General features: G+C 41.1%; 21 protein-coding genes. 11 read left to right on the plus strand and 10 right to left on the minus strand.

Going from position 1 to position 22,160, the window contains the following annotated elements; genetic code table 11:
• Nucleotides 1-73 precede the first annotated feature (73 nt).
• Together M472_RS39655 and yihA are read right to left on the minus strand one after the other, a co-directional pair.
• Entirely contained in the window at nucleotides 74-937 is an 864-nt protein-coding gene (locus M472_RS39655) for a UbiA-like polyprenyltransferase (protein ID WP_021071563.1), read from the minus strand.
• Nucleotides 938-939: 2 nt separating this feature from the next.
• Nucleotides 940-1,554, minus strand: coding sequence for a ribosome biogenesis GTP-binding protein YihA/YsxC (gene yihA, locus M472_RS39660; RefSeq protein WP_021071564.1), 615 nt, complete (start codon nucleotides 1,552-1,554; stop codon nucleotides 940-942).
• A gap of 100 nt (nucleotides 1,555-1,654) precedes the next feature.
• Here yihA and M472_RS39665 point away from each other — a divergent pair, with 100 nt between their 5' ends.
• From M472_RS39665 to M472_RS39680, 4 genes are all read left to right on the plus strand, one after another.
• Nucleotides 1,655-2,581: an ABC transporter ATP-binding protein gene (locus M472_RS39665; RefSeq protein ID WP_021071565.1), complete on the plus strand. Its 927-nt coding sequence runs from the start codon at nucleotides 1,655-1,657 to the stop codon at nucleotides 2,579-2,581.
• Complete coding sequence (locus M472_RS39670) at nucleotides 2,574-3,908, plus strand: ABC transporter permease (RefSeq protein WP_022829423.1); 1,335 nt, start codon at nucleotides 2,574-2,576, stop codon at nucleotides 3,906-3,908. The genes M472_RS39665 and M472_RS39670 overlap by 8 nt, the downstream gene beginning before the upstream one ends.
• Before the next feature lie 36 nt (nucleotides 3,909-3,944).
• Nucleotides 3,945-5,123: a Na+/H+ antiporter NhaA gene (gene nhaA / locus M472_RS39675; protein WP_021071567.1), complete on the plus strand. Its 1,179-nt coding sequence runs from the start codon at nucleotides 3,945-3,947 to the stop codon at nucleotides 5,121-5,123.
• Nucleotides 5,124-5,234: 111 nt separating this feature from the next.
• The gene (locus M472_RS39680; protein ID WP_021071568.1) at nucleotides 5,235-5,573 is read left to right on the plus strand and encodes a DUF2853 family protein; all 339 of its coding nucleotides are present in this window, start codon (nucleotides 5,235-5,237) and stop codon (nucleotides 5,571-5,573) included.
• Nucleotides 5,574-5,631: 58 nt separating this feature from the next.
• Here the strand turns inward: M472_RS39680 and M472_RS39685 are convergent, their stop codons facing one another.
• Nucleotides 5,632-6,132: a lipocalin-like domain-containing protein gene (locus tag M472_RS39685; protein WP_021071569.1), complete on the minus strand. Its 501-nt coding sequence runs from the start codon at nucleotides 6,130-6,132 to the stop codon at nucleotides 5,632-5,634.
• 115 nt (nucleotides 6,133-6,247) lie between these two features.
• On the opposite strand from M472_RS39685, the gene M472_RS39690 reads away from it, so the two are divergent.
• Together M472_RS39690 and M472_RS0123000 are read left to right on the plus strand one after the other, a co-directional pair.
• The gene (locus M472_RS39690; protein WP_021071570.1) at nucleotides 6,248-7,129 is read left to right on the plus strand and encodes a cupin-like domain-containing protein; all 882 of its coding nucleotides are present in this window, start codon (nucleotides 6,248-6,250) and stop codon (nucleotides 7,127-7,129) included.
• Nucleotides 7,130-7,140: 11 nt separating this feature from the next.
• Nucleotides 7,141-7,515 carry a YchJ family protein gene (locus M472_RS0123000; protein ID WP_022829424.1) on the plus strand — a complete coding sequence of 125 codons (375 nt, stop codon included), beginning with the start codon at nucleotides 7,141-7,143 and terminating at the stop codon, nucleotides 7,513-7,515.
• A 301-nt stretch (nucleotides 7,516-7,816) separates the two neighbouring features.
• On the opposite strand, the gene M472_RS39695 is transcribed toward M472_RS0123000, so the two are convergent.
• Entirely contained in the window at nucleotides 7,817-9,727 is a 1,911-nt protein-coding gene (locus M472_RS39695) for an amidophosphoribosyltransferase (protein WP_021071573.1), read from the minus strand.
• A gap of 113 nt (nucleotides 9,728-9,840) precedes the next feature.
• Between M472_RS39695 and M472_RS39700 the strand changes: the two genes are divergently transcribed.
• A complete protein-coding gene (locus tag M472_RS39700; protein ID WP_021071574.1) occupies nucleotides 9,841-10,068 on the plus strand; it encodes a hypothetical protein in 228 nt (75 codons plus the stop codon).
• Entirely contained in the window at nucleotides 10,065-10,949 is an 885-nt protein-coding gene (gene ygiD, locus M472_RS39705) for a 4,5-DOPA-extradiol-dioxygenase (RefSeq protein WP_031301925.1), read from the plus strand. The genes M472_RS39700 and ygiD overlap by 4 nt, the downstream gene beginning before the upstream one ends.
• Nucleotides 10,950-10,970: 21 nt before the next feature.
• Here ygiD and M472_RS39710 read toward each other — a convergent pair whose 3' ends face one another.
• Nucleotides 10,971-11,309, minus strand: coding sequence for a Rieske (2Fe-2S) protein (locus M472_RS39710; RefSeq protein ID WP_021071576.1), 339 nt, complete (start codon nucleotides 11,307-11,309; stop codon nucleotides 10,971-10,973).
• Between the two features lie 126 nt (nucleotides 11,310-11,435).
• On the opposite strand from M472_RS39710, the gene M472_RS39715 reads away from it, so the two are divergent.
• The 3 genes from M472_RS39715 to M472_RS39725 all read left to right on the plus strand — a co-directional run bounded on the left by M472_RS39715 (nucleotide 11,436) and on the right by M472_RS39725 (nucleotide 13,860).
• Complete coding sequence (locus tag M472_RS39715) at nucleotides 11,436-12,419, plus strand: helix-turn-helix transcriptional regulator (protein ID WP_021071577.1); 984 nt, start codon at nucleotides 11,436-11,438, stop codon at nucleotides 12,417-12,419.
• A gap of 39 nt (nucleotides 12,420-12,458) precedes the next feature.
• Complete coding sequence (locus M472_RS39720; protein ID WP_021071578.1) at nucleotides 12,459-13,058, plus strand: GNAT family N-acetyltransferase; 600 nt, start codon at nucleotides 12,459-12,461, stop codon at nucleotides 13,056-13,058.
• A gap of 64 nt (nucleotides 13,059-13,122) precedes the next feature.
• Complete coding sequence (locus M472_RS39725; protein WP_021071579.1) at nucleotides 13,123-13,860, plus strand: class I SAM-dependent methyltransferase; 738 nt, start codon at nucleotides 13,123-13,125, stop codon at nucleotides 13,858-13,860.
• 12 nt (nucleotides 13,861-13,872) lie between these two features.
• Here the strand turns inward: M472_RS39725 and M472_RS39730 are convergent, their stop codons facing one another.
• From M472_RS39730 to M472_RS39750, 5 genes are all read right to left on the minus strand, one after another.
• Nucleotides 13,873-15,045, minus strand: coding sequence for an MFS transporter (locus M472_RS39730; RefSeq protein ID WP_021071580.1), 1,173 nt, complete (start codon nucleotides 15,043-15,045; stop codon nucleotides 13,873-13,875).
• 122 nt (nucleotides 15,046-15,167) lie between these two features.
• On the minus strand, nucleotides 15,168-15,641 hold the full coding sequence (locus M472_RS39735) for a DinB family protein (RefSeq protein ID WP_021071581.1): 474 nt from the start codon (nucleotides 15,639-15,641) through the stop codon (nucleotides 15,168-15,170).
• A gap of 169 nt (nucleotides 15,642-15,810) precedes the next feature.
• On the minus strand, nucleotides 15,811-16,689 hold the full coding sequence (locus M472_RS39740) for a hypothetical protein (RefSeq protein WP_031301927.1): 879 nt from the start codon (nucleotides 16,687-16,689) through the stop codon (nucleotides 15,811-15,813).
• An 82-nt stretch (nucleotides 16,690-16,771) separates the two neighbouring features.
• Nucleotides 16,772-19,039 (minus strand): aconitate hydratase, encoded by a 2,268-nt coding sequence (locus M472_RS39745; protein ID WP_021071583.1) that lies wholly within the window; start codon nucleotides 19,037-19,039, stop codon nucleotides 16,772-16,774.
• A gap of 213 nt (nucleotides 19,040-19,252) precedes the next feature.
• The gene (locus M472_RS39750; RefSeq protein WP_021071584.1) at nucleotides 19,253-22,015 is read right to left on the minus strand and encodes a bifunctional aconitate hydratase 2/2-methylisocitrate dehydratase; all 2,763 of its coding nucleotides are present in this window, start codon (nucleotides 22,013-22,015) and stop codon (nucleotides 19,253-19,255) included.
• Nucleotides 22,016-22,160: the final 145 nt, after the last annotated feature.

Below are 22,160 nucleotides of genomic sequence, written 5' to 3' on the forward strand. Positions count from 1 at the left end.
TAAGATTTCTGCAAATATTACTATTTCAAAATGGAATGACAATTATTTTTACTAATAATATTGTAAAACTAATTTATAACTTCCAATGATTTGTCAAAACATCCAACAGGTAGAAGCAGGAAAATACTACTGAAGCTATTCCATTGGTGGTCATAAAGGCCTTATCTACACGACTTAGATCGGTAGGACTTACAATACGGTGTTGATAAATCAATAATGCACCATACAGTGCTACACCAATATAATATAACACTCCCACCTCTATAGTGAAAGCTGGTAGTAAAACAAAAATGAACGAGAAAACATGAAGAAGTTCAGAAATACGCATGGCTTTCTTCACGCCATAATTGGCTGGTATAGATTGCAGATTATGAGCTCGATCAAATTCTTCGTCCTGAAGCGCAAATATAATATCAAAACCACTGACCCATGTCAATACCGCCAATCCGTACCAAATAGGTACGATATTAAACTGGCCCGTTACCGCCAGATAGGCCCCCACTGGAGCAAGCCCTAAGCCCAAGCCTAAAACAAAATGACAAAGTGGGGAGATACGCTTCATATAAGAGTAAAACAAGATCACAAATAAAGCAATAGGCGAAAGCAGCAAACACATCGGATTTATAAAATAGGTCGCTACCGTAAAAATAAGACAGTTGACAATAGTAAAGGTCAATGCTGCCGAAGGGCTGATCCGTCCTGCCGGGATATCACGTACCGCCGTACGGGGATTCAGGGCATCGACATCTCTGTCTAGGTACCTATTAAATGCCATCGCCGCATTCCGTGCGGTGACCATGCACAGAAGCATCAATGCAAACAGCTTCCAATCAAAATCATACGAAGTGGTGGACACCGCTAGAAAAAAACCAATAATTGCAAAAGGCAGTGCAAACACGCTATGCGCAAACAGCACCAATGACATATATTTCTTCATAACTACGGAGCCAAGGGCGGCGTAAAGGTTTGATTTATTTCATCAATTTTCTCTAAAATAGGCTCTAATCCCATCTTGTCCTCAGAAGACGTCAAAAAGCGAGCAGGTACCTCTTCAAACCATTTGAGGAGGGCACGCTTGAATTTGGCCATATTTTGATCGGACTTGACAATAGACTGTTTGTCGGCTTTGGTAAAAACCAACATAAAAGGCAGCCCATTCTGACCCAACCAGCAACAGAAATCCAAATCAATCTTCTGGGGCTCCAGGCGACTGTCGATAAGAACGAAAATACACTGAAGATTTTCTCGATTCAAGAGGTATCGTCGAATGAATTTTTCCCAATCTGCTCTATTTTTCTTGGAGGTCTGGGCATAGCCATAACCAGGTAAATCGACCAGATACCAATTCTCGTCGATAACAAAATGATTTATCAACTGAGTTTTGCCCGGTCTCTGTGAGGTCTTGGCCAGGCCTTTCTTATTGGTCAACGCATTTATTAGCGATGACTTACCAACATTGGAACGACCAATGAAAGCATATTCTGGTAATGTAGGGGCCGGTAATTTATCGACTTGTGTATTACTACATACAAATTCTGCGGATTTGATAAGCATAGACAAAGGTAAAATTTAATTTAAGAAATTAAAAAAGGCTTTCCTACAGCCTCAAAAAGCTATGAAAATTTTACTATTTTAGTCGCTTACTAAAACCTATATGCTAGAAGTTAAAAATATCATCAAACAATACGCCAACCATCGCGCATTAGATGATGTATCATTGTATATACCCGAGGGCAAGATTTTTGGATTGCTGGGACCTAATGGAGCGGGAAAAACTTCGCTCATACGAATCATCAATCAAATTACAGCACCGGATTCGGGAGAGATATTATTTGACAATCAACCGCTATCCAGTCAACATATTGCACAAATAGGGTATCTGCCAGAAGAAAGAGGGCTCTACAAGAAAATGAAAGTCGGCGAGCAGATGATTTATTTAGCTCAACTCAAAGGCCTTAGTAAACATGATGCGCAACAAAGGTTGAACTACTGGTTCGAAAAACTAGCTATCGGAAGCTGGTGGAACAAGCGTATTGAGGATCTCAGCAAAGGAATGCAACAGAAAGTCCAATTTGTGGCAACCGTACTACACCAACCCAAACTGATTATTCTGGATGAACCTTTCTCCGGCTTTGATCCGGTCAATGCGCAGACTATCCAAGATGAACTCCTCGAACTGAATAAGAATGGTGCGACCATTATCTATTCGACACACCGTATGGAGACTGTGGAAGAACTTTGCGATAATATTGCACTAATCAACAAATCAAAAAAAGTTCTCGATGGCTCAGTAAAGGAAATTAAAAATCAGTATAACGACCAGACGTATCTGGTAACATACCGATCGAACCTGATAACCAATGATATCCTGACACATGAAGCACGATATGCAATATTATCGCATACCTACTCGGAGGAAGAAGGACAATTAAAAATAAGGCTCCATAATCATATTACTTTAAATGAAGCGCTTCGATTCTTATTGGATAAAATTCAAATAACACAGATCAAGGAAATAATTCCATCTATCCACGATATCTTCATCGAAAAAGTAGCACAAACCTCTGTACAACATGCATAAAATTGCCCTAATCATACAGCGCGAATATTTGACCCGGGTCAGAAAACGCAGCTTTCTCTTGACCACATTCTTAGTCCCTATATTTTTTATAGGAATGTATGTTGGTATTATATTTCTTACAAAAAAGAGTTTTGAAGACACACACGCTACAGTATATATAGTTGACCAACAAGGCAGTATTGGCCCTTTATTGAAGTCTTCTAAGAACATAGCGTACATCCATAGCAATGAGGATCTCCAAGCGCAACTATCATCCCTTTCCGATGAAGACAAGAACACCAGTATATTAATCATTCCCGAAGACTTCTTAAACAATCCCAATGTAGAATTCCTAGCATCCAGCAAGCCTAATGTAAATACGCAAAATGATGTTCGATCAGATCTCAGTGATATTGTACGGGATTTTAGATATCAGAATCTTGGGATTAATATAGATAGTATTAATAATATCAATACACAGGTCAATATTAATGCAAAAGAGATTACGCCGGATGGAGAGACTAAAGACAGTAATACGGAAATAGCAATGGGAATAGCGCTGGCGCTGTCGATATTGGTATACATCTCTCTATTCTTGTACGGCTCTCAAGTCATGCGAGGTATCATTGAAGAAAAGAGTAACCGCATTATTGAAGTTATCATCTCATCCGTGAAGCCTTTTCAGCTGATGATGGGAAAGATTATCGGTATCGGACTGGTAGGTCTTACCCAGTTTGCACTATGGGCCGTCTTATCCTTTGCCCTTGCGGGGATAGCATCTGCTTTCTTCGTATCAAAAGCCGATTTGGAGCAACAGGTTATCGGTTCAAAAGTGCAAGGTAATAATGGGGCACTCTTGGCACAGTCCGACAATGCGATAGACAGTATCTCGCCCGAGACTTGGGCTATGTTACAGTCTATAAATTTTACAGAAATCATAGTTTGCTTCTTTATTTTTTTCCTGGGTGGTTACTTGATCTACAGTGCACTGTTTGCAGCGGTCGGCTCAGCTGTCGATAGCGAAACCGAAGCATCCCAATTCACGATGCCCATTACCATGCCTCTACTCCTCACCTACGCACTCTCCTTTGGTGTACTGATGAACGACCCGCATGGGCAGGTGGCTACATGGTTAAGTTTTATACCATTCACCTCACCAATAGCGATGCTGGTCCGTATTCCCTTTGGTGTTCCGCTTTGGCAGATTATAGTTTCTGCCTCTCTTCTGATAATTGGTTTTCTACTGACAACATGGATCGCGGCTCGCATTTATCGGGTTGGCATACTGATGTATGGGAAAAAAGCCAGTTATAAAGAGATTGTAAAATGGTTTAGATACAAAAGTTGATTACATTTGTTCCTTCAAAACAAAATTTAGCACTTCATGTCTAAGCTTATCAATCTACGATCCTTTAAAAATTTCTTTGAATCCAGCTCTGGTGGCGGCATCCTGCTCTTTGGCTGTGTTGTACTGGCTATTATCATCGCGAACTCTTTTTATAGCGACGCACTGGCAAATATCCTCAACACCACTATAGGCTTTGAAAATGACACCATTCATCTCAAATATTCCATCAAGCAATGGATTGATGATGGATTGATGGCTATTTTCTTTCTGTTGGTTGGCCTGGAAATCAAAAGAGAGCTGGTAGAAGGCGAACTGGCATCTCCAAAGAAGGCTGCTTTGCCTATTTTCGCTGCTATAGGAGGCGCACTGCTTCCGGCAGGTATATATGCAGCACTTAACTATGGTCAAGCTACAGCCCATGGCTGGGGGATCCCAATGGCTACCGATATAGCCTTCGCGCTTGCTGTCATATCCCTTTTGGGCAACCGTGTTCCAGCCAGTTTAAAGATTTTCCTGGCAGCGCTGGCTATCGTAGATGATTTGTTGGCCATATTGGTCATTGCTCTTTTTTATTCCAGCGCATTGCATTACACTTATTTATTAATCGCATTGGGGCTATTCTTACTTCAGTTGCTTTTTAATAAGATCGGCGTCAAAAATCTGATTTTCTATATCATCCCCGGGATATTAATGTGGTATTTTATTCACCATTCCGGCATACATGCCACTATCGCTGGAGTACTGACAGCTATGACTATCCCTACGACACCGGATGACGAAGAGTCTCCCCTCGAACGCTTAGAGCATTTACTGTCCAAACCTGTCAATTTTATCATTATCCCTTTGTTTGCATTTGCGAACACTGCCATCGTGCTGCACCAGGAAATGATCCAGGGGCTGACTTCTTCGATGGGCTTGGGTATTATCTTAGGTCTATTGGTGGGCAAGTCATTAGGTATACTGTCGACCTGTTGGATATGCGTCAAGATGGGTATATCGTCCTTGCCGGAAGGTGCCAATTGGAAGCACATGTTTGGTGTGGGGCTTTTAGGAGGTATAGGTTTTACCATGTCGATATTCGTAGCCATGCTATCATTTGATGACGCATTGCATATCGAGGAAGCCAAATTAGCGGTATTGCTAACCTCATGTGCAGCGGGTCTACTAGGCTATTTCTATCTTGCTTTATTGGGCAAGCAAAACAAACAGCTATAGTATTAGCGCTACAATCTAGATTTATATTCTCTGGATGTTTGTTTTTATAAGATATTATTGATTAAATTTAAAGTACTATTAATCATTAGTATTAAGTAAACTAAAATCGCAATGAGTAAACTAGATGAAAAAGTAGCAGCATACGTTGCTGAAGCCAAAAAATTGAAACTTGATCTCGACGAAAACCTTATCGCCTCAGTTACAAAAGGATTAGGTCCGTCTATTTACAAAGCCGATGCGGAGACCGTAGCTGCATCAGACAAAGCGGAGATAGATCGCCTAAAACAGAATTTCTTAGTCAAAAAACTTGGACTAAAAGATGATGCGAAGCTAGACGCCGCTATTGATGAAGTGATGACGGCTGTTGGGAAATCGAACAAAAATAAATATAGAGCAATCGTATATGCGCTGCTTGTAAAAAAATTCAAAAAGGAATCTGTTTATAAATAGTTCCAAAAATAAGTAAAGGCGAGGGATGTGTCCCTCGCCTTTATTTTATAACCGCTTTTTATCCCCAAGTATTAACCAACGAATCTTCTTCGTATTCGCTCATATCCACTTCTTTTCCTGTTCGCTTCCAAGTCATGTGTGCATGGACCATTCTTCCATCCGAACGTATGGGATCCAGCGATTTTTGAAATAGTATATCTCCATCAAAGTCGAGCTTACGTACCTGCCGAATACCTTCCCAGTTGGGAAAGAAAGAACTTTCAATATCATAAACCACATGTGCTCTACGATTGTCCACCGTATACCTGCCACTAAATGCCAAATAACCTCTCATACGCTGTTGAGACTCTTCTTCCGAAGGGTGCATACGATCATCAGAGCGATATTTGAGATCGTCAGAAGCTGAAATCTGAACAGACATGTAGCCATCAGGACTATATAACAACAATCCTTTGGGAGTCTTACCAAAAGGAAAAGAAGAGTCTATACCATTAATAGGGACTTCTATATAAGAAAGTAATTCCCATGTGCCGATTATTTCATTTTTTATTGATGTCATGTTAAGGTTGTTTATTGTAAAACGTAGAAACACCCAAAATAGTTTAGATAGATAGTTGGATTTATGTCATAAAAAATTAAATATTTATTACTTTTATACCTAAGCGTACGAGCATATGATTTTATCCCAAGTAGATACCGTCGAAGATATATCCAAAGAGGTATTTCAAAAAAAATACTTCATTCCTCAAAAACCTGTTCTTATTAAAGGCTATGCCAAAAAGTGGAAAGATTTTGACAAGTGGAATCTAGATTATATCTACGATCAAGTAGGCGAACAAGAGGTAGGGTTGTATGACAATAAACCTGCGGATCCCAACAAGGCAACAGATGAACCGGTAACTAAAATGCGTTTTAGAGACTATATCAAGCTTATCAAAAGCCAGCCCTCTGATTACCGCATATTTTTCTATATCATCACCGATCACCTGCCGGAGCTTCTTAAAAACTTCACCTACCCGGATCTTGGCTTTAAATATTTCAAACGGATACCTACCCTGTTTTTTGGAGGTAGTGAAGCCCGCGTATTGATGCACTACGATGTCGACCTCGGGGATTTGTTGCACTTTCAATTTGAAGGAAGAAAAAGAGTGCTGCTGTTTGCCCCGGATCAATCGGCATTTCTTTACAAAGTACCTCTCTCTGTCCATACGGTGTATAATATAGACTACGAAACCCCTGACTACAGCCAATTTCCGGCACTCCAATACGCACAGGGATATGAAATCTTTATGGAACACGGTGATGCCCTCTTTATGCCTAGCGGCTATTGGCATTTTAACCGCTATCTGGAAGCAGGCTTCTCTGTAACGCTACGCTCCTTCCCCAGCGGTCCTGGTCGGTTGCTGAAAATGTTAAAAGAAGTATTCGTCATCCGGTACACGGACAAATTGATGCGAAAGATTCTAAAAAAGAAATGGGTGGATCGAAAGCAAAGAAAAGCCTATGAAAATAGTGAGCAAGCCCTGAACAATTACCTTAAGAAAAAAAATATATAATCTTTCAACTGATGACCTGTTATTGCGGAAACTCAAAGGATTTCAATGCATGTTGTTCCCTCATACACGATGGAACCGTCTCTCCTCCCTCGGCCGAAGTATTAATGCGAGCTCGGTACAGCGCATTTGCCGTTGGCAATATCGATTTTCTGTATGACACGTTTCACCCCTCGACCCGTCGGTATCAAAATAAAAAAGATATCAAAAACTGGGCAACGGAAAATAAATGGCTAAAATTGGAAATCATGGCCTCTACCCTGCAAACGGTAGAATTCAAAGCATATTTTAAAGATCACAACGACAACGTACAGATACATCACGAAAAGTCTAATTTTAAAGAGTTGCAAGGGAGATGGTATTATGTGGACGGCAGATTAACCAAATGATTGTTAACACAAACTTAACATCAGTTTAATCCATGAATAACAAACAGATTCTATATTTGTAATAATAAAAATTAATGTTATGATTAAAGATTTAGAAATCACAAATTTAGAACACATCATCGATAGCATCGAATGGCTTTATGATGGTGATGACTTCGCAATTCTAGAGGACTAGAATTGCCATACTTAAGCAGTCGATGTTTAAGTATACTTCTATCAGAACAATATTCAGTAATTTATTTATATAGCAACAGGTTGAAAAACCAAAAAATCCCCGATTTAATCGGGGATTTTTATTTTATTATCGGCTAAAATAAGCTCTCACATTCTTTCCTTCGACCCAATTCATGAAGGCTTTATTGACGACTTTGTTTCCTCCTGGAGTAGGATAGTCTCCCGAGAAATACCAGTCACCTCTATGATTAGGACAAGCAATATGTAAATTATCCAACGTTTGGAAAATAACAACCAGCTCTGCATTCAAATCATGTGGTCTTACGATCCTTGCGATCTCTGCAGATATTTCCTCGTCTGTAAAAGGTTCATAGATTGCTTTTACATAATTCTCGATTTCGTCTTTCGGCTTCACGATAGAAGCAATACATTTTTGATAAACCTCATCAATAATATGTGACATTCCTTTACGCTTCAATAGGTTTATTGCAGCCTCGAAAGCGACAAACTCGCCCATTCTGGACATATCAATACCGTAACAATCTGGATAGCGTATCTGCGGTGCTGATGATACGATGACAATCTTTTTAGGGTGAAGACGATCCAAGATAGTCAATATAGACTGCTTCAAGGTGGTACCTCTTACAATAGAGTCATCGATAGCGACGATAGTATCCTCGTGATCACGTACGATACCATAAGTCGTATCGTATACGTGCTGTACCATATCCTGTCTATCTGCATCTTGCGTAATAAAAGTACGTAGCTTCGCATCTTTAACATTCAGCTTCTCAAAACGTGCATGTATACTTAAGATATCGTCCAGTTCCTGATCCGAGATTTTTTCATCTCTATTCAATAGGATATTTTTCTGATAATCTCTTACATACTTACTCATTCCTTCCATCATACCGTAGTAAGACACTTCGGCAGTATTAGGAATAAAAGAGAATACTGTGTTTTTGATATCGTTGTCGATAGACTTCAACACTTGATCACATAATAACTTACCCAGCGACTTACGCTCTTGGTAGATATCCGCATCCGAACCTCTGGAGAAATAAATACGTTCGAAAGAACAGGATTTTTGCTCGACAGGTTGTCTAAACATCTCTTGCGAAATGGAACCATCCTTCTTCGCAATCAGTGCGTGTCCCGGTTTGATTTCCTGAACTGCTTCCAACGGAATGTTAAAAGCCGTCTGGATCACAGGTCGCTCAGATGCTACAACCAATACTTCGTCGTCTTGGTAAAAGAATGCAGGGCGGATACCCGCAGGATCACGCATCACGAAAGCATCACCATGACCTAAGATACCAGCTATGGTATAGCCACCATCCCAAGTTTTGGCCGAACGGGTCAAAATCTTAGCGACGTCAAGGTGCTTACCGATCTGAGCAGAAATCTCAATATTAGAATAGCCTTCTTTCTTGAATTGGTCGAACAACTCTTGATTCTCATCATCCAAAAAGTGACCAATCTTCTCCAATACAGTAACGGTGTCCGCTTGCTCTTTAGGATGTTGGCCTAAGTCATAAAGCTGCTGAAGCAGTTCGTCCACATTTGTCATATTGAAATTCCCTGCTACCACCAGGTTACGGGTCATCCAATTGTTCTGTCTCAGGAAGGGATGGCAACTTTCGATGCTGTTTTTACCGTGTGTACCATAGCGCAGGTGCCCTAATAATACCTCTCCGGTAAAGCTAACATTGTCTTTAAGCCACTGCGTATCCTTAGATTCCTTCGGATATGCCTTATTTACAGCTGCAAATTTTTTCTGAACGTATTCAAAAATATCTGCTACCGCTGTAGATCCCATAGCTCTGTACCGGCTGATGTACCGGTTACCAGGTTTTACATCAAATTTAATGGTTGCAATACCAGCCCCATCCTGTCCACGGTTATGTTGCTTCTCCATAAGAAGATACAACTTGTTAATCCCGTAGTAAGGAGTTCCATATTTTTCCTGATAATATGAGAGGGGTTTTAATAGTCTGATAAGTGCAATACCACACTCGTGTTTTATAGCGTCACTCATAGCTTGAATTGATGATGCAAAGGTACAAAAATTAGAGTTCTTACTAAAACGTGCTTGCTTTTTTTTGCGTAAAAAACTTTCAACTGACATAATCACTTTCCTATCTTTAGGCTATGGATCCCCTATGCAAGATTTATAATGTGGATAAAAAGGAAGCTGAGCATGTTTTCAAAGAATTGATGATCGGCATTAACGGGCAATTGTCCCATTTTATCGATTACAAAGAACACCCCCAGGGAGTCTCTTTTATCACTTTTGTTACAAAAGGAAAAATATCCTATGCAGTCCGCTCCATTAAAAACATATACACTACAAAATATCAGAAAGAATGGAAGATATGAATAGAACACAATTTTTGGTTGCTTTGTCAGCGCTTCCTTTAACCGGAGCCATTGCAAAGCCGAGTGCACTGCGTGTCTTTGCCGACACACTGGATAGTACAGACAAAATGCCCGTGCTCTTTCTCGGGCATGGTAGCCCTATGAATGCTATAGAAGACAATGAATTTGTTCGAGGATTTAAAAAAATCGGTCAAGAGATAGAAAAGCCGCGCGCTATTCTGGTCATCTCTGCACACTGGGAGACTCGTGGCACCTATGTTACAGCTATGGAAAACCCCATGACGATCCATGACTTCGGCGGCTTTCCACAAGCTCTGTTCGATGTACAGTACCCTGCTCCTGGCTCGCCCGAACTCGCTTTATTGACCAAAGACATTATTAAATCCACGGAAGTTCATCTGGATGAGAAATGGGGGCTGGATCACGGCTCCTGGTCGGTTATAAAGCACCTCTATCCAAATGCCGATGTACCCGTTATTCAGATGAGTATAGACTATACACAGCCGGCCAGCTATCACTACGCCTTGGCCAAGGAGCTCGCTCAGCTGCGTCGAAAGGGGGTCCTTATTGTCGGTAGCGGAAATATAGTGCACAATCTACGAATGGTCTCCTGGTCACATATAGATACAGCTGGCTATGCCTTCGATTGGGCACAACAAGCTGATGACAGAATGAAAAAATATATTATGGATGGAAATCATCAGGCTTTAATCGACTACAAAAAGCAAGGCCGAGAGTTTGAATTAGCTATTCCAACTCCTGAGCATTATCTACCGCTGTTGTACAGTCTGGCGCTTCAGGACAAAAATGAAGATATTCATATATTTAACGATCAGGCTGTCGCTGGCTCTCTCACAATGACTTCCCTAAAGATAGGCTGATCTGTATCAGAATAGCCGAAGTTATATCCAGGAGAAAAGACGTTTCAGCAAGCCGTCCCGAACATCTATATACCATTTATCCTCCACACATTTTAGAGGGTAAATGGTGATAAAATTACCTTGCCCCTGAAGACCTCTCCCGGTTTTCAGATCAAACTGCTGTCGATGGTAGGGACAGGTTACATAGCCGTCGCTACACCAACCCTGGTCTAAAGGGGCTCCAGCATGTGGACATTTCCTAGAAAAAGCTACCCACCCCCCTTCGCTGTATACCAGGCAGAAAGTCAAACCAGGAACCATTGCCTGCCTTATCCGGCCATCAGCCCGCAAATACTCTGGAGAAATTTCAATCCAAGCCATGGTATAAATTTACACAATATCAACGCAGTGCGGAAAGAATAAACCAGAGGTATTACATTTTTAAGCTTCTATGCAGCAAATACGAAGCTTTTTTTCTAAGTTTAACTGCATTAAAAATGATTAGGTGTGTCCGTTGATTTAAAAAAGAGATTTGACCGTATTGTAGAGATACTGATCCAATTGCAGTCGAAAAAAGTGATTAAGGCCCAAGAGCTTGCCGATCGCTTTGAGGTGAGCTTACGAACCATATATCGAGATATCAAAAGCTTGGAACAGGCCGGTGTCCCTATTATAGGAGAAGCAGGCACAGGGTACTCTCTTATTGATGGGTACCGCCTGCCCCCTGTCGTCTTTACCAAAGAAGAAGCCATGAGTTTTATGGGGGCTGAGAAGTTAATGGAGAAATTTACGGACAAAAAACTGATGTCGGATTATAAATCCGCGATGTACAAAATCAGGTCTGTATTAAAACACAATGAGCGCGATTCGTTGAGTGCTATCGAGAACCATATCATTATGGGTAAGTCAAGCTACGAGACCTTCAATCAATCGGTTCCCCACGCCTTGCAGACCGTCTTTGAAAGCATAGCGCACAAACGGCAGGTAGCACTATCCTATAAGGGTGCTAATGATGAGCATCCCGACGTCCGAACCATAGAGCCGATTGGTTTATTCCACGAAAACAATTTTTGGTATATCGGTGCTTATTGCTTGAAACGTGACGATTACCGTCAGTTTAGAGCAGATCGGATTTTCACCATAGAAATACTGTCGGACACCTTTACAAAAAAACATATTACACTGGCCGAACTGTTAGAAAACCGAAATAGCCAAATCGTAGCGACCCCAGTACATATTCGGGTCGGCCTTGCGACAGCTCCACATTTGGATTGGCAAAAAAAGTATTTTGGCTTTACCCATGAGAAGAAAACAGGCGAATATGTCGATCTTTTCTTCGACCTAAAGAGTTCTCTTGAATATTTTGCACGATGGTTTATGATGTTTGCTGACGATGCTACGATTCTGGAGCCACCGATCCTCCAACAAATGGTAGAAACTATACTGAACGAGAGTATTACCCGTTTTAAAAATCCAATAAAGGCATTATAATTGCAGTGTACGTACCTACATTAGAGCCTACATAACACCATGCAGCACGAAACTCCAAAGCAACCAGTCGAAACGATCAGTCTTTCCGAGGATATATTGCTCATACCAAGCCATGAGGAACAGGCTATCGCTCTTTTTCATGCTATCGATACAAACAGAGCATTTCTGAGCCGATTCCTCCCTTGGGTAGAGTATACACAAGCTCTATCGGATACCGTATCTTATCTTAAACATGCCCTGGAGAACAGTGCAAAAGGTCACGAATTGACGTACAACATTTTTAGAAAAAACACACTGATCGGTCGAATCGGTATCCATCAGATCGATAGAACTAATGACAATGCGTCTATCGGATATTGGCTTGTAGAAGAGGAGCAAGGAAATGGTATTATAACCAAAGCCACTGAAATGATTTTGGAAGTAGCATTTAAAGGCCTTAATCTTCAAAGAGTCGAAATACTTACAGCTACTGAAAATAAAAAGAGTTCGGCTATTCCGCTACGCTTAGGCTTCGTGCATGAAGGTGTGTTAAGGCAAATGGAGAAACATGGAAACGTATATTTTGATCTAAATATCTTCTCCCTATTAAAACAGGAATGGGAAGTTGCCACTATAACTGCCAAGGAAGCTAAAGTCTAATTCGAAAAAATTAATTTAACTTCATCCTATTTTTTTCCTAATTTTATAGAAAAGATATCGCGCCATGAAGGATAACTTTTCTAATATATCGGATCAATACGCAAAGTTTAGGCCTACCTATCCGCAGACGATCTACGATTTTATATATCCGCTATTGAGTCAGCGAGAGAGTGCCTGGGACTGTGGAACAGGTACAGGCCAAGTTGCACTGGAACTGGCAAGAGACTTTGAGACCGTCTATGCAACGGATATAAGCGCTCAGCAATTGGAGAAAGCTCCTCCTGCCGACAACATAATATATTCCGTACAACAAGCGGAACAGACCCACTTTCCGACCGACAGTTTTGACTTGATAACAGTTGCCCAGGCAATACATTGGTTTGATTTTGACAAATTCAATCAGGAGGTGCAACGTGTCGGCAGAGCGAATAGCATTATTGCTTTATTTGGGTATGAGCTTTTAAATATCACACCGGAAATTGACCATATCATAAAAGTACTCTATACCGAGATTGTCGGCCCCTATTGGGATCCTGAACGTAGACATATTGAACAACGATACCAAAGTATCCCCTTCCCCTATCGAGAACTAGAGACTCCGGATATTGTCAATATAAAACTATGGAGTATAGATAATGTCCTGGGATACTTGCATACCTGGTCAGCAGTTCAGCACTTTGAAAAAGCAAAAGGCAATAACCCGGTGCAATTAATAGAACAAGAACTAAGACAAGCATGGGGTGCAACCGAAATGCGAAAGGTTAACTTTCCTATCATTTTTAAAGTCGGGCGAATTAAATAAACGACAAAACTGCTAATACACTTTTTTTGCAAAGACCAAATGTGCCACCAGTGCCAATACACTGAATCCAATACCGACTGTACAGACGCCGGTCCACTGTGCATACTGCCAAGCCCAGGAAGCGACTAAGGTCCCCAAAGAACCACCAATAAAATAAGATACCATGTATACCGTATTCAGTCTATTGGTAGCTTTAGGATCTATTGCAAAGAAATCGGTCTGATTCATAATATGAGTAGCCTGTAATCCCAAGTCAAGTAAAATAATGCCAACAATCAAGCCCCAATAAGTCTCGCCCGCACCAAATGTAAATGCCCAGCTCATTAATAAAATAAGCAATGCTGCAAAAATGATTTTGTAGTTAGACCATTTTCGTGTGAATCGCCCCACTGAAGCGGCAGCCAATGCGCCAACTGCACCAACAAGTCCAAAACTACCTACAACAGTAGCACCGACAAAAAATGGAGGGCCTTCCAAATGGAAAATTAAAGTCGTAAAAACAGCGGACATTCCTGCAAAAGCCATCGCGCCTCTAAAGGATGCCAACCGTAACAACGGGTGCTTTCTAGCTAAAGTGACAACCGAATGAAGCAGAGAACTGTAACTGCCTTTAAAATTGGGTGTAGGATCTGGCAGCAGTTTATATATCCCCAGCCAGGTAAGCCCCATCAAGCCGACAGCTATCAAATACATCATACGCCATCCCCATAAATCCCCCACTACGCCACTGAACATGCGGGACAACAATATCCCCAATAACAATCCGGACATGACCATTCCGATGCTCGAAGATCGCCGTTGGGCAGATGATAGTTCGGCTGCCATCGGTACAAATAACTGTGGAATGACTGATGTAATACCTAAAATAAAATTAGCCACATATAACATCCAAAGATCTCTCGAAAAATAGATCCAAATCAAGCACGATATCACTGCGATCAGATCAAACAAAACAAGCTTGCGACGCCAGACCTTATCCCCTAAAGGCACAATAAACAGCAGACCACAGGCATAACCGATCTGTGTCATCACAGGTATCTTACTAACAGCAAACTCACCGACACCAAAATCTTCTGCTATCAAGGATAACAAAGGCTGATTGTAGTAAATATTAGCTACAACTAAGCCCGATGCGATAGTCATCAGCCATAGCGTTCCTTTTGTCAATGTTGTTGATTGCGTCATGATGAGTTTTTTCGTATGCGAACTTACAAAATGATCTATAATTACGCTATAAATTAGGGGTATAAAATATAAAAGCAGCCTCTTTTTTACAAAGGCTGCTTGTTCCGTAATCTTTCTAAATACTAATATCTTTCCCAGAAGAAAGGAGGTTCGATCCCCAGCGCCCGTAGATATACATATCCCTGTGCACGATGATGCACTTCATTATCGATGAAGTACTGAATATTCTCAACGATCGGGAACTCATACTCTCCAAAAATTTTAAAATTCTCCTTGAATCTATCCACGGGAATCTGATTGAACAATTCATCTATTCTAGGTGTATCCGCATCCCATCGAGCGAGAAGCTCCTCTTTGGTAGCTAATGGCAAATTGTGGTCGTACTTTTCGATTTTGTTGGAGACAATGCTTTCCAAGCCGGGGACAGCGATAGACAGCATCTCCTTAACCATCTCTGCAAACGGACGCATACCTCCAATCGAAAATTCGAATAATTCCTTTTCTGGGAACTTCTCTATAACACGCCTGGCCAATGCACGGTGTCCTTGCCAATTCTTTAAAAATTCCTCCTTTGAAACAATACCTTGTGTGTTCATATCTCTTTATGTTTTTAGTTTATCCAAAGATATCGCCGTCTTTGACAAAGGTGTGTCAGCAGTATAGGGAATGTTCTATTTTTTGTTGCGACCAGCTTATAAAACAAAAAAGGTCTTACTGAAATAGTAAGACCTTACCTTATTCGGTAAACAATTATTAATCTATGTACTAGAATCGAAAACCTAGCACCCAGTAATTTTCAAAAAACCAAATGGTCTGGGAGGCTTTATCGATTCCATTTCTTCCTGTTGTTCTGATTTTACTAAGATCCGTAAAACCGGTCTTAAAGCTTCCTTGCAAATACATCCATTTTAGAAAATGATACTGAACACCTGCCTTCGCAGCAAAACCATAACCTGCAATATTCCAATAATGGTTTTTACCCAAATCAAATATCCGTACATCCGAGCGGGGCACCAAAAGTCCACCTTCCAAGCCGAATTCCGTATTTACCGATTGTTTGCGCGATTGCGATACCCATATATCATCATATCGCTCGATTCCGACGGCTGCAAAGTTATAACCATCGGTATGTTCAAATGCTAAATCCTCATCGTTAAGTGTTATATATTCTCCATCCTTGGCCTCGCCAAAAATACCGGAGGGAACACCGGGGTCAGAAACCAATTTATCCGCATGTCCTACAAATTTTACGGTCTGTGGTATATCTACGACATACTTCATGTGATCCCAACCTAAGGAGATACTGTAGTTGTCTTTTAGGAAATATCCGAAATGCAGGTTAAATTGAGGAATTGTTATTCTTCCGGGATCGATATAAGTCCATCCCAACTTGGTCGGGCGGTCTGAAGCTTTCACATTCTTGAGCGTAAAGTCATATCCTTGTCCTTGAAAACGAATATCACTCTTCGCATAGCTCGAGAAATTATAGCCCCAATGTGCAAAGAACTTACCTTTATTGCTTTTTAATCGATTGTATTTCGGGTTGAATATACTTTTGGCTACCCCATTGTCCTCATTTGAAGTTGCAGTAGTTTCTTGGGCTGTAACAGATAGACTTACGGCCATTGCTCCTAGGAGGAACATCGATATTTGTTTAAACATTACTATTGAAAAAGAGCAAATCCCGATAGCATCTATCGGGATTCTAAATTATTGTTAATAAAAATTATTTTGCTTGATTGGCACGGATTATATTCAAAGCACCACCTGCTTTAAACCATTCGATTTGCTGTGCATTATACGTATGATTTACCGAGATACAATCCTCTGAGCCATCTACGTGGTGCAAGACCAAAGTCAATGGTTTGTTTGGCGCAAACTCTGTCAATCCTAAGATATCGATTGTATCATTTTCCTGAATCTTATCGTAGTCATCCTTATCAGCAAAAGTCAGCCCCAACATACCTTGCTTCTTAAGGTTGGTCTCATGGATACGAGCAAAAGATTTAACCAACACGGCACGTACCCCCAGGTGACGTGGTTCCATCGCTGCATGTTCCCGCGAAGAGCCTTCACCATAGTTTTCGTCCCCTACGACAATTGAGCCTATGCCAGCAGCTTTGTACGCCCGTTGAGTGGCCGGCACCGCACCATACTCACCCGTTAGTTGGTTCTGTACATTATCTGTCTTATCGTTAAAATAGTTTACAGCACCAATTAAAAGATTGTTAGAAATATTATCTAAGTGACCACGGTATTTCAACCAAGGACCTGCCATCGAGATGTGATCCGTTGTACACTTGCCTTTTGCTTTGATCAATAATTTCAAACCTTTCAGATCGGTACCTTCCCAAGGCGAAAACGGTTCTAATAACTGTAGACGATCTGACGTTGGAGACACGTCTACTACCACCGACGAGCCATCGGCAGCAGGAGCCTGATAACCTGGATCTTCGACATCGAATCCCTTTGTTGGTAATTCATCTCCGGTAGGCGGATCTAGTTTTACCTGTTCGCCGTTTTTATTGGTCAATGTATCCGTCACTGGGTTGAAGCCCAAATCTCCAGAGATAGCAATAGCCGCTACCATCTCGGGTGAGGTTACGAATGCATACGTATTGGGGTTACCATCAGCACGTTTCGCAAAGTTACGATTGAAAGAGTGTACAATGGTATTCTTTTCTTGCTTATCAGCACCTGCACGATCCCACATTCCAATACATGGCCCACAGGCATTCGTAAAGATTGTAGCATTCAAATCTTCAAAAGTCTTCAACAACCCATCGCGATCTGCTGTATAGCGTACCTGTTCTGAACCCGGATTAATACCAAACTCAGCCTTGGTAACCAAGCCTTTCTCAACAGCCTGACGAGCAATAGAAGCTGCACGTGCCAAATCCTCGTAGGAAGAGTTGGTACAAGAACCGATCAATCCCCACTCTACCTTAGTAGGCCACCCATTTTTTTGAGCTTCCTCACGCATACGCGATGCAGGTGTGTATAAATCGGGAGTGAAAGGACCGTTTAATGAAGGCTCTAACTCCGAAAGATTAATCTCAATTATTTGGTCGAAATAAAGCTCAGGGTTGGCATATACTTCTGGATCCGCTGTCAAGTGTTCTTTAATGGCATTGGCAGCATCAGCTACATCAGCACGGCCAGTGGCACGTAAATAACGTTCCATAGCTGCGTCATAACCAAATGTAGAAGTAGTAGCACCAATTTCTGCACCCATGTTACAGATAGTTCCTTTACCCGAACAAGACAGAGACTCCGCCCCCTCACCAAAATATTCTACGATAGCGCCTGTACCACCTTTTACGGTCAATATACCTGCGACTTTCAAGATTACATCTTTAGAAGCAGCCCAGCCAGTCAATTTTCCTGTCAACTTAACGCCGATCAACTTAGGAAACTTCAGTTCCCATGGCAAACCTGCCATCACATCACAGGCATCAGCACCACCTACACCTATCGCTACCATACCTAGACCGCCAGCATTAACCGTATGCGAGTCCGTACCGATCATCAATCCACCTGGGAACGCATAGTTTTCCAAAACAACTTGATGGATAATACCTGCTCCAGGTTTCCAGAATCCTATACCGTACTTATTAGAAACCGAACTTAAGAAATTGAACACTTCAGAACTTTCGCTTTTAGCACGAGCCAAATCTTTATCCGCACCTTCTTTAGCTTGGATCAAGTGATCACAGTGTACTGTTGAAGGTACTGCCGCTTTGGCACGACCAGCTTGCATAAACTGCAAAAGAGCCATTTGAGCTGTAGCATCCTGCATCGCTACGCGATCCGGTGCAAAATCTACATACGATCTACCTCGCTCATAAGCCTCTGTGGCGTTTCCGCTCCAAAGGTGCGTGTATAAAATTTTTTCAGAAAGTGTCAATGGTTTATTAACAATCTGACGAGCTGCTTTAATACGCTCATCATACTGCGAATAAACTTTCTTAATCATTTCAATATCAAAAGCCATAATATATTATTTCGTTCTTACTTAAATCAATTTTATACAATTTACTAATTATTTTTAGAATTGATTTTCAAAATATTGTCAACTAATCTATTTAAAATCATTCTAACTAAATCCATACACCTTTTGCCTAACCAAAAGAGACCACTTTTCGGTGGTCTCTTTTGGTTTTTATCAGTAATTTGGAATATCCAAATCACATATTTAGATGTTTGATTACTTCACCGACATTGGCGTAAACTTGGTCAAATTAATACCCTCCACTGCAGCTTTGTACTCTTCTATATTTGGGATACGTCCCAAAATAGCAGACAATACAACTACAGGCGTAGATGCCAATAAAGACTCCCCTTTTTTACCATCTCTATCTTCTACCACACGACCTTGGAATAATCGCGTTGACGTAGCCATTACCGTATCACCCTTGGCAGCCTTTTCCTGGTTACCCATACATAAGTTACAGCCTGGGCGTTCTAAATACATAATATTCTCGTATTCTGTACGTGCAGTAGATTTTGGTAGCGCATCGCTAAATTCAAAACCCGAGTATTTTTGCAAGTACTCCCAATCGCCCTCTTCTTTCAGCTCGTCGATGATATTATAGGTAGGTGCTGCAACAACCAATGGAGCATTGAATTGCACTACCCCTTGTTGCTTCTCTACATTACGCAACATTTGAGAAACAATCTTTAAATCGTCCTTATGAACCATACACGACCCTACGAAACCTAGATCGACTTTCTTTTCGCCGCCATAGAATGTTAAATCGCGGATAGTATCGTGCGTATAACGCTTAGAAACATCCGCATTATTTACATCTGGGTCTGCAATCATCGGCTCTTCAATAATATCTAAGTCGATAACAACCTCTGCATAGTATTTTGCATTGTCGTCAGGCTGTAAAGCTGGCTTAATGCCGGACCTGATCTCTCCGATACGCTTATCAGCTTTGTCAATCAAACCTTGCAACACTTGGTTTTTATTGTCCATACCTTTGTCGATCATGATCTGGATACGAGACTTCGCAATCTCTAAAGACTGAATCAAGGTATCATCTTGAGAAATACAGATAGATGCCTTGGCTTTCATTTCTGCCGTCCAATCCGTGAATGTAAAGGCTTGATCCGCCAACAATGTACCGATATGAACTTCAATAATACGACCTTGGAATACGTTTTCACCGTCAAACTGCTTCAACATCTGGGATTGAGTCGCATGAACTACATCACGGAAATCCATGTGTTCTTTCATCGTACCCTTGAAGGTTACTTTCACAGACTCAGGTATCGGCATAGAAGCCTCACCTGTCGCCAAAGCTAAAGCTACCGTACCAGAATCGGCACCAAAAGCAACCCCTTTAGACATACGAGTATGCGAGTCACCACCGATAATAATAGCCCACTCGTCAACAGTAATGTCATTTAATACTTTGTGAATAACATCCGTCATCGAATGATATGATCCTTTAGGGTCACGTGCTGTAATCACCCCAAAATCATTCATAAACTTCATCAACTTAGGAATGTTGGCTTGTGCTTTCTTATCCCAAACGGATGCCGTGTGGCATCCAGATTGGTATGCTCCATCTACAGTAGGTGCAATAACTGTAGCAGCCATCGCTTCCAGCTCCTGTGAGGTCATTAATCCTGTCGTATCCTGAGATCCTACAATATTTACTTTGACACGAACATCAGAGCCTGCATGTAATACTTTTCCTGGAGTAGAGCCAACAGCGTTATTATTGAAAATCTTCTCAACGGCTGTCAACCCATAACCGTCATTCGAAATTTCCTTTGACGGTGCAAAGACCACGGGAGCTGTAACACCTAGTGTCTGCGCAGCAAATGTTTGGATTTTTTTTCCAAAAACAATAGCGTAAGACCCCCCTGCTTTGATAAACTCCATTTTTTGAGGAGTCAAAGATCTGGAGATATCGATTAATTCTTGTTCGCCATTATATAGCTTTTGAGTCTTGGTATTGATTGTTAAAACAGTTCCTGTTGCGACCGAATAGACTTCCTCTAAAACAGGATCCCCATTTTCGTTACGTACTACGTCACCGTTCGCATCAACTTGTTTCTTCCAGTTTTTTAAATCAATCCCGATACCACCAGTTACATCCACCGTCGTCAAGAATATCGGAGAAATACCATTTGTACCGCCCACGATCGGAGCAATATTTACGAATGGAATATAAGGTGAAGCCTGTCTACCTGTCCATAAAGCCACGTTATTAACTCCCGACATACGCGAAGACCCCACCCCCATTGTGCCTTTTTCAGCAATTAACATCACGCTGGCATCTGGGTATTGTGCTTGTAAAGCACGAATTTCCTCTTGTGCCTCAGGCGTAATCATACATTTGCCGTGTAATTCACGATCCGAACGCGAGTGCGCCTGATTACCTGGCGACAATAAATCTGTAGATATATCCCCTTCAGCAGCGATATAGGTGACTACCTTTATTTCTTCTGCAACAGCAGGTAGTTCCGTAAAGAATTCCGCTTTTGCATAGCTTTCTAAAATATCTTTCGCAGTAGCATTGCCATTGTCATAAGCTTCTTTTAAACGAGCTGTATCGGCATCGTATAAAAATACTTGTGTTTTAAGAACAGTGGCTGCTTGTTTTGCGACAACTTCTTCACTCCCTAGGGCTAAATCCAAGAGAACTTCAATAGAAGGTCCCCCTTTCATATGAGACAACAATTCAAAAGCATATGCTGTCGTAATCTCAGGAACTGTAGCTTCTCCTAAAATAATCTCTTTTAAAAACTTTGCCTTTACACCTGCCGCAGGAGTTGTGCCTGGCAGTGTATTATAGATAAATAATCGTAACGATTCAGCTCTATCCGCATGGTTAGGATCTTTGATCTGTGCAATAACCTCACCTGTCAACTCTGCACTATCAATTGGTTTTGGATGTAATCCTATATTTTTTCTCTCTTCAGTTTCTGATATGTAATCGTTGTAAATACTCATCTTTAGTTTTCTATGTTTTTGAGGCTATTTAGATACAATTTTAAATCCTACTGCCTTTCATTAACTATTTAGCAATAATCTTTATTTTTTTCGAGGCAAAAGTAATAAAAATCAGCCTTTAAATATAATTTAGGCAATTGATTAG

It is taken from the genome of Sphingobacterium paucimobilis HER1398 (assembly GCF_000416985.1).
Taxonomy (GTDB): Bacteria; Bacteroidota; Bacteroidia; order Sphingobacteriales; family Sphingobacteriaceae; genus Sphingobacterium; species Sphingobacterium paucimobilis.

What these genes read in the sequence shown, in the direction of transcription:
- M472_RS39740 (WP_031301927.1), bottom strand. Translation starts at nt 16,689, where the DNA reads ATGTTCCTCCTAGGAGCAATGGCCGTAAGTCTATCTGTTACAGCCCAA.
- M472_RS39700 (WP_021071574.1), top strand. Translation starts at nt 9,841, where the DNA reads ATGGATCCCCTATGCAAGATTTATAATGTGGATAAAAAGGAAGCTGAG.
- M472_RS39720 (WP_021071578.1), top strand. Translation starts at nt 12,459, where the DNA reads ATGCAGCACGAAACTCCAAAGCAACCAGTCGAAACGATCAGTCTTTCC.
- M472_RS39750 (WP_021071584.1), bottom strand. Translation starts at nt 22,015, where the DNA reads ATGAGTATTTACAACGATTACATATCAGAAACTGAAGAGAGAAAAAAT.
- M472_RS39670 (WP_022829423.1), top strand. Translation starts at nt 2,574, where the DNA reads ATGCATAAAATTGCCCTAATCATACAGCGCGAATATTTGACCCGGGTC.
- M472_RS39655 (WP_021071563.1), bottom strand. Translation starts at nt 937, where the DNA reads ATGAAGAAATATATGTCATTGGTGCTGTTTGCGCATAGCGTGTTTGCA.
- M472_RS39730 (WP_021071580.1), bottom strand. Translation starts at nt 15,045, where the DNA reads ATGACGCAATCAACAACATTGACAAAAGGAACGCTATGGCTGATGACT.
- M472_RS39690 (WP_021071570.1), top strand. Translation starts at nt 6,248, where the DNA reads ATGATTTTATCCCAAGTAGATACCGTCGAAGATATATCCAAAGAGGTA.
- M472_RS39695 (WP_021071573.1), bottom strand. Translation starts at nt 9,727, where the DNA reads ATGAGTGACGCTATAAAACACGAGTGTGGTATTGCACTTATCAGACTA.
- ygiD (WP_031301925.1), top strand. Translation starts at nt 10,065, where the DNA reads ATGAATAGAACACAATTTTTGGTTGCTTTGTCAGCGCTTCCTTTAACC.
- M472_RS39710 (WP_021071576.1), bottom strand. Translation starts at nt 11,309, where the DNA reads ATGGCTTGGATTGAAATTTCTCCAGAGTATTTGCGGGCTGATGGCCGG.
- M472_RS39685 (WP_021071569.1), bottom strand. Translation starts at nt 6,132, where the DNA reads ATGACATCAATAAAAAATGAAATAATCGGCACATGGGAATTACTTTCT.
- M472_RS39745 (WP_021071583.1), bottom strand. Translation starts at nt 19,039, where the DNA reads ATGGCTTTTGATATTGAAATGATTAAGAAAGTTTATTCGCAGTATGAT.
- M472_RS39680 (WP_021071568.1), top strand. Translation starts at nt 5,235, where the DNA reads ATGAGTAAACTAGATGAAAAAGTAGCAGCATACGTTGCTGAAGCCAAA.
- M472_RS39725 (WP_021071579.1), top strand. Translation starts at nt 13,123, where the DNA reads ATGAAGGATAACTTTTCTAATATATCGGATCAATACGCAAAGTTTAGG.
- M472_RS0123000 (WP_022829424.1), top strand. Translation starts at nt 7,141, where the DNA reads ATGACCTGTTATTGCGGAAACTCAAAGGATTTCAATGCATGTTGTTCC.
- M472_RS39735 (WP_021071581.1), bottom strand. Translation starts at nt 15,641, where the DNA reads ATGAACACACAAGGTATTGTTTCAAAGGAGGAATTTTTAAAGAATTGG.
- nhaA (WP_021071567.1), top strand. Translation starts at nt 3,945, where the DNA reads ATGTCTAAGCTTATCAATCTACGATCCTTTAAAAATTTCTTTGAATCC.
- M472_RS39665 (WP_021071565.1), top strand. Translation starts at nt 1,655, where the DNA reads ATGCTAGAAGTTAAAAATATCATCAAACAATACGCCAACCATCGCGCA.
- yihA (WP_021071564.1), bottom strand. Translation starts at nt 1,554, where the DNA reads ATGCTTATCAAATCCGCAGAATTTGTATGTAGTAATACACAAGTCGAT.